This is a genomic window from Desulfobotulus sp. (assembly GCF_034006065.1).
Lineage (GTDB): Bacteria > Desulfobacterota > Desulfobacteria > Desulfobacterales > ASO4-4 > Desulfobotulus.
Genome location: NZ_JAVETM010000042.1, coordinates 23,977 through 30,326, shown reverse-complemented (window position 1 = coordinate 30,326; position 6,350 = coordinate 23,977). Strand labels below are relative to the sequence as shown.

Here is a 6,350-nt window from a genome sequence, read left to right as displayed (position 1 = left end):
CAGCTTTGAGGCATCGGGAAAATCCGTTACCGTACGGCCGAACTGATCTTCACGGAGAAACACCTTGGCATGGATGGCCTGAAAGGGCTTCAGCCACAAAACGATCCGCAGCAGGTCTCGGACAATATCATCCATGATCTGCCAGTCATTGCTGGTACGATCAAGGGCATCGAACACAAGAAATCCCCTGATCCCTTTTTGCTGAAGCATCCCATTCAGTTTTTCCACGCATTTCGCCAGCGCTTCCGGATTTGACCGAACCCAGTCCACCGTACCGGGCCAATCCTTAACAGGAATATCTTCTCCCGTGATTTCCGCCGCCCAGCGCAAAACGGCAGCCTGCCAGATCCTGTAGGGGGGATGGCTCTGTCTTAAAAGATCCGCAAAAACATCCATATTGGGATAATGGGCAATGTTTTCATGGACGGCAAACCCTGTCCTGACCAGGGCATGGGCAAACTCCCGCACCGAAGCCCCCAGCACAGCACGCAGATTCGGCGCATTGAGGGCCGCCGCCCAGAAAGTTTTTCCCACCCCCCTTGACCCCACCACCAGGTTCGACTCAGGCCTCAGGGCTTTGACATGGGCGCGGGGCATGTATAGCTGACCCGGATCAGGCGACTGCCCGTAACTGGATGTTTCATAGGGAAGGGCGGCAATGAGGGCCTCCCGGATCCTTGCAGCATCATTCATGGGATTCTCCGTCAAATCCGATAATTGCATCTATCCCCCGGAGCAGAGGCCCGAAAACAGCCTTCACTTCATCTTTGCCCATACCCTGAAAACGGGAATGGATGGATTGCAGTGCTGCAAACCCCCTGTGCCAACGAATGGGCCAGGGAAAGTGGGGAGCGGTCTCGTCGGCCTGATCGAAACTGAAATATGCATCCGCAGGTTCCCCCGGAGGAATCGCGTCATAAAGCTCTTCGGCAAAGGTTATCCAGGAACGCTCACACAGGCCGTCAACATATTCCTTTGCGTTCACTTCCGGAATCATGGCTCCCACCATCTGAAGGCGCTCACGGATCTCACACGCAACACCTGTCCGCCGCCAATGCTGAAACAAAATCCTGTAACCGGACCAGGCCTGCTCCCCGTCAATGGAAAACAGCAGAATCCCCTTTGCCCCCAGATCCGTTATACAGGCGGAAGCCACTTCGTCGATGCCAGCCCGGGCATCCATCAGAATAACATCGGGTTGCCAGCGATTTTCCAGCGCTGTCAGAAGACGAGCCAGACGGCCAGCCCAGGGCTCCCGCAAGCCTTCCCCATCCATCCCAGGCATCCAGACCCTTCCGAGTTTGGCCACATACTCTCCCGGATTCCGTCCATGGGCAGGAACGACATAAATGTCTCCGTCATGGGAAAGGTCACTTTTTGTCACCATGTCTTCGAAAACGACGGCACCGTTCCCCACCAGATCCTCCACAAGCCAGTCCGTGATGCCATAGGCAGGCCGTCTTTCATCGGGCAGCAGAGAGGTGGAAATGCCGGGCGATTCCAGGTCCAGATCCAGAACCATGACACGTTTTCCGGATTGGGCCAGGGACCACGCAGCCACAGCCGATGCCGTAGAACGCCCCACACCGCCTTTAATGGAAAAAAACACAATACGCGACGCACCGGAAGAAACCGGCTCAATCCTTGCCCAATCGGTTTCCGTTGCCAGACGATCCACAACGGTGACGGCATCGAACCCCTGAAGCGGAAAATGCAGGGCACCCTGTTTCACCATCTCCAGCGAAGGCTCAAAAAGCACCATGCGTTCCGCAGGAAACGTGTGCGGGCCAAGGCGTTTTTCCAGCGCGTGCACGATGGTTTCCACCGCTCCTCGGGTTTCAGGCTGATCCTGTAATTTTTCATCAAGAATCAGACGGATACGACCATTCAGATCCCGGTTAAGGATCACGGGTTCCAGTTTTTCCAACGCTTCTGTCAGGGTGCCCAACACTTCACGGATGACAGGCAGAATCTCATCAAAAGTCGTCATGAAATCAGCCCCTCCCAAATCGCCTTTTTCACCAGATTGTAAACCTTTCCGGCCCCATCCCGGTGAGATGCGGCAATCTCCCGGGTAAAATCTCCCTGAGGCGCATACCGCTGGGCAATATTCCAGTCAGAAAAGAATTCCAGTGACGACAACGAATAGCTCACCCCATCGTGATATCCTGAACGGTAGGCTTCGTAATGCTCCCAGATACAATCCACGTGAACCCGATCCTTTTTACGAGCGGGGCTTCCGCTTGCAGAATCAATTTTCATGCCGAATGCGCACATCAGCCGCTTCAAACCGCATTCTGCTGCCAGACCATAGAGATGATCGGCATTGGCCCAACGGGCCGCAGTGAAAAGCAGCTCCGCATCTTCCCAGTGACGTTTATGCGCATCTAAAAAATCAGTGGTCATCTTCATGAAGAACCTCTTATCCCATCAGACAATCCATGGCAAGCCAGCTCCAGCCACACCCTCCCCCTTCAAAGAACAGAGTGCCACAAAACTCTCCACCAGCACCCCCTTCACCGCCGCCATGGGCGGGGCTGCCCCAAGCTCCCTCTCAAAACTCGTCATGGCGATGTCCATGCCGCAGGGGGCAATCCAGGAAAAGGGGGTCAGATCCAAAGAGACATTGAGGGCCAGACCATGAAGGCTCACCCCGTGGCGCAGGCTGATGCCGATGCTGGCAAGCTTGCGGCCTTCCACCCAGAGACCGGGGGCCTCATCCCTGCCCCCGGCTTCAAGCCCGAAAGCCTTCGCACAGCGCTCCATGATCCTTTCAAGAAGCCGCACCCAGTCCCGCACCCCAAGACCCCGCCTCACGATGCTGAAAACGGGATAAGCCACCAGCTGGCCCGGCCCGTGAAAGGTCACAAGCCCCCCCCTTCCCGTTTCCAGAATCCCCACCCCACGGGCCAGCATCTCTTCCTCGGAAAGCCTGAAAAACCCCCGGCCTCCCCGTTTTCCCAAAGTAAAAACCGGCGGATGCTCCACAAGAAAAAGCACATCCCGCCGGTTTTCATTGTTTTCCTTTTCCGCCAGTACCTGAAGCTGACGGGCGTACGCCGCTTCCCAGGACAAAAGCCCCAGATCCACGACGTCGAAGTCCATGCTACATGCCCCCGCAGAGGCAGGGCGTTCTGGCGGCGGCTGTCTCATCCAGACGACGGACGCGGGTACGCTGGGGAGCCTCATGGAGAAGATCGGGGCTTTCCTCCGCTTCTTTGCGGATGCGCTTCATGGCTTCGATGAAGCGGTCCAGCTCCTCCACACTTTCCGTTTCCGTGGGCTCCACCATCATGGCACCGGCCACCACCAGGGGGAAATAGACGGTGGGCGGATGAAAGCCCAGGTCTATGAGGCGTTTGGCCACATCCAGGGTGCTGACGCCAAAGCTTTTCAGATTTTTATCCGAAAACACGCACTCATGCATGCACACCCGATCCTGGGCGATATCGTAGAAATCCTTAAGACTGGCCCGGATATAGTTGGCGTTCAGCACGGCCATCTCACTCACCCGCTTCAGCTCCGGCCCGAGGCTCCGGATATAGGCCCAGGCCTTGAGCAGCACCCCGAAGTTCCCGTAAAAGGCATGGAGACGGCCGATGGACAGAGGCGCTTCCGTTTCCAGGGCATAACCCCCTTCCCTTTTCACCACACGGGGAACGGGAAGAAAGGGTGCCAGTTTTTCCACCACACAGACAGGCCCGGCTCCCGGCCCGCCTCCGCCGTGGGGGGTGGAAAAGGTTTTGTGCAGGTTAAAATGCATCACATCCACACCCATGCGCTTCATGTCCACATAGCCCATGACCGCGTTCATGTTGGCCCCGTCGCAGTACACAAGGCCGCCTTTGGCATGAACGATGGCTGCGATTTCGGCAAAATGGCTTTCAAAAAGCCCCAGGGTGTTGGGGTTGGTAATCATGATGCCTGCGGTGCGGTCATCCATAAGGGCGGCCACGGCTTCCGGATGAAGAATGCCGTCTTCCCCGGACGCAAGGGCCACGGGCTTCATGCCGCAGAGGGCGGCGGAAGCGGGGTTGGTGCCGTGGGCCGTGTCCGGAATCAGAATCCTGTCCCGCTTTTCTCCCTGAGACCGGAACCAGGCGTCAAAGAGCATCATGCCGCAAAGCTCCCCGTGGGCTCCGGCTGCGGGCTGAAGGCTCGCCGCATCCAGACCGGTTACGGCCTTCAGCATCTCCTGAAGCTCAAACATCAGCTGAAGAGCACCCTGGCTGAGGCTTTCCGGCAAAAGGGGATGGGCTGAAGCAAACCCCGGCAGGGCCGCAAGCTTTTCATGGATCTTGGGATTGTACTTCATGGTGCAGGAACCCAAGGGATACATGCCCGAATCCACGCCATAGTTCCACTGGGAAAGTCGGGTGTAGTGGCGCACCACCTCCAGCTCCGAAAGATCCGGAAAATCCGGGCCTTCGCCCTGAAGGGCTTCGGGAAGCTCTTTCGCAGGGGGTACGTCCGCTGCGGGCATGGAAAAGGCGGTGCGGCCCTTTTTCCCCTTTTCCCAGAGAAGGGCTTCTTTGAAGATCAGCCCCGTTGTCGCAAAATCACCGTTCATAAAAGCTCCCCCCTGATGGCTTCCACCAGTGCGTCCATATCTTCCCTTGAGGCGGTTTCCGTGGCGCAGAAAAGAAAGGCCTCCTTCATCTCCGGCATTTCCGGATACAGGCCTTCAAGCCCAAGACCCGCCACCATGCCCTTTTCCATGAGTTTTTCCCGGATGCGGCCAAAGCCCTGGGCCGCTTTCAGGGTAAACTCATTGAAAACAGGGCTTGTGAAAAGGGGAGTGAACCCCAGCCCTTCCAGGGCCTTTTTCAGATAGGCCGCCTTGTCGCGGTTCAGGGCGGCAAGCTTCCGGATGCCCGTACCGCCGAGGGTGGCCATGTACATGGCAGATGCCGTGGCGCAGAGGCCCTGATTGGAACAGATGTTGGAGGTGGCCTTTTCCCTGCGGATGTGCTGCTCCCGCGTGGAAAGGGTGAGGACAAAGCCCCGCTCGCCGTTCATGTCTTTTGTCTGGCCCACCACCCGGCCCGGCATGTTCCGCACATGGGCCATGCGGCAGGCGAACATGCCAAGTCCCGGCCCGCCGAAACTCTGGGGAATGCCGAGACTCTGGCCTTCTCCGCAGACGATGTCCGCTCCCTGACTTCCCGGACTGGGGAGGAGGCCAAAGGCAAGGGGTTCCGTGAAGGCGGCCACCAGCAGGGCCTTTGCCCCGTGGCTGAGGCTGACGGCGCTTTGCAGATCTTCAATACAGCCGAAAAAGTTGGGGCTCTGCACGGCAAGGGCCGCCAGATCGTCCATGCCTTCAAGCCCGGAAAAATCCGTCCGGCCCGTTGCGGGATCCACGGGAAGGGTCAACACCTCAAATTCCGTAGGCGCGAAATAGGTCTGCACCACCTCCCGGTAATGGGGATGGATGGCCTGGGACAGGGCCACCTTTTTTCTCCCCTTTCCGAGGCGGATGGCCATAAGCAGGCCCTCGGCCAGGGCGGAGGCCCCGTCATACATGGAGGCATTGGCCACCTCCATACCTAAAAGCCTTGCCGTGAGGGTCTGGTATTCAAAAATGGCCTGCAGGGTACCCTGGCTCACCTCCGGCTGGTAGGGGGTGTAGGCCGTGGTGAATTCCGAACGCCCCAGAAGCTGGGGAATCAGGGCCGGGATGTAATGGGAATAACTGCCCGCTCCCATGAAAACCCTGTTGCCGGAACCCGCAGCCATGGAAGCGGCAAGGCTTTCCATGCGAATGATAAGATCCCATTCCGTGAGGGGAGCGGGAAGATCCATAGGAGTTTCCCGGCGGCAGGCGTCGGGAAGAGCCTCAAACAGAGCCTCCACCGAAGGCAGGCCCACCCGTTCCAGCATGGCGGACACATCCTCCGGCGTATGGGGAAGATAGCGCATGGTCTTTAAAGTCCCTTCAGCATTTCGCGGTAGGCCGGGCTGTCCATGAGAGCGGTCAGGCTGGCGGGGTCGTCCGGCGTGATCTCAAGAATCCAACCCTCCCCATAGGGCGAACGGTTCACCAGCTCAGGGGTATCCTCAAGGCTGCGGTTCACCTCCGAAACCGTTCCGGAAACGGGCATATACACCTCACTCACCGCCTTCACGGACTCCACCGTGGCGCAGACAGCGCCCTTTTCCAGATGGCTTCCCGGCTCGGGAAGCTCCACGAAAACCACATCCCCCAGCTGATCCTGGGCGTAATCCGTAATGCCCATGCGGGAAGGGCTTGTGTCCGCCGCCAGCCATTCGTGGGCATCGGTGTAGCGCAGATTGTCCGGGGTCTGAATGTCCTGAATATCCTTCATGGTGCTAAGCTCCTTTATGGT

General features: G+C 58.1%; 7 protein-coding genes. All 7 read right to left on the bottom strand.

All coding sequences use genetic code 11. The annotated features are described in order from the left end of the window. On the bottom strand, window positions 1-693 hold a 693-nt coding region (locus tag RBR60_RS13600), incomplete at its 3' end, for a hypothetical protein (protein WP_320357701.1). Continuing rightward, window positions 686-1,990, bottom strand: coding sequence for a ParA family protein (locus RBR60_RS13595; protein ID WP_320357700.1), 1,305 nt, complete (start codon window positions 1,988-1,990; stop codon window positions 686-688). The genes RBR60_RS13595 and RBR60_RS13600, both read right to left, overlap by 8 nt. Further along, entirely contained in the window at window positions 1,987-2,412 is a 426-nt protein-coding gene (locus RBR60_RS13590) for a hypothetical protein (protein WP_320357698.1), read from the bottom strand. The genes RBR60_RS13595 and RBR60_RS13590 overlap by 4 nt, the downstream gene beginning before the upstream one ends. A gap of 18 nt (window positions 2,413-2,430) precedes the next feature. Further along, window positions 2,431-3,105 carry a lipoyl(octanoyl) transferase LipB gene (lipB, locus tag RBR60_RS13585; RefSeq protein ID WP_320357695.1) on the bottom strand — a complete coding sequence of 225 codons (675 nt, stop codon included), beginning with the start codon at window positions 3,103-3,105 and terminating at the stop codon, window positions 2,431-2,433. Between the two features lies 1 nt (window position 3,106). Beyond that, window positions 3,107-4,570 (bottom strand): aminomethyl-transferring glycine dehydrogenase subunit GcvPB, encoded by a 1,464-nt coding sequence (gcvPB, locus tag RBR60_RS13580; protein ID WP_320357693.1) that lies wholly within the window; start codon window positions 4,568-4,570, stop codon window positions 3,107-3,109. Further along, window positions 4,567-5,922 (bottom strand): aminomethyl-transferring glycine dehydrogenase subunit GcvPA, encoded by a 1,356-nt coding sequence (gene gcvPA, locus RBR60_RS13575; protein WP_320357691.1) that lies wholly within the window; start codon window positions 5,920-5,922, stop codon window positions 4,567-4,569. The genes gcvPB and gcvPA overlap by 4 nt, the downstream gene beginning before the upstream one ends. A gap of 5 nt (window positions 5,923-5,927) precedes the next feature. Beyond that, window positions 5,928-6,329 (bottom strand): glycine cleavage system protein GcvH, encoded by a 402-nt coding sequence (gene gcvH / locus RBR60_RS13570; RefSeq protein ID WP_320357689.1) that lies wholly within the window; start codon window positions 6,327-6,329, stop codon window positions 5,928-5,930. Window positions 6,330-6,350 lie beyond the last annotated feature (21 nt).

What these genes read in the sequence shown, in the direction of transcription:
- gcvH (WP_320357689.1), bottom strand. Translation starts at nt 6,329, where the DNA reads ATGAAGGATATTCAGGACATTCAGACCCCGGACAATCTGCGCTACACC.
- RBR60_RS13590 (WP_320357698.1), bottom strand. Translation starts at nt 2,412, where the DNA reads ATGAAGATGACCACTGATTTTTTAGATGCGCATAAACGTCACTGGGAA.
- RBR60_RS13595 (WP_320357700.1), bottom strand. Translation starts at nt 1,990, where the DNA reads ATGACGACTTTTGATGAGATTCTGCCTGTCATCCGTGAAGTGTTGGGC.
- gcvPB (WP_320357693.1), bottom strand. Translation starts at nt 4,570, where the DNA reads ATGAACGGTGATTTTGCGACAACGGGGCTGATCTTCAAAGAAGCCCTT.
- lipB (WP_320357695.1), bottom strand. Translation starts at nt 3,105, where the DNA reads ATGGACTTCGACGTCGTGGATCTGGGGCTTTTGTCCTGGGAAGCGGCG.
- gcvPA (WP_320357691.1), bottom strand. Translation starts at nt 5,922, where the DNA reads ATGCGCTATCTTCCCCATACGCCGGAGGATGTGTCCGCCATGCTGGAA.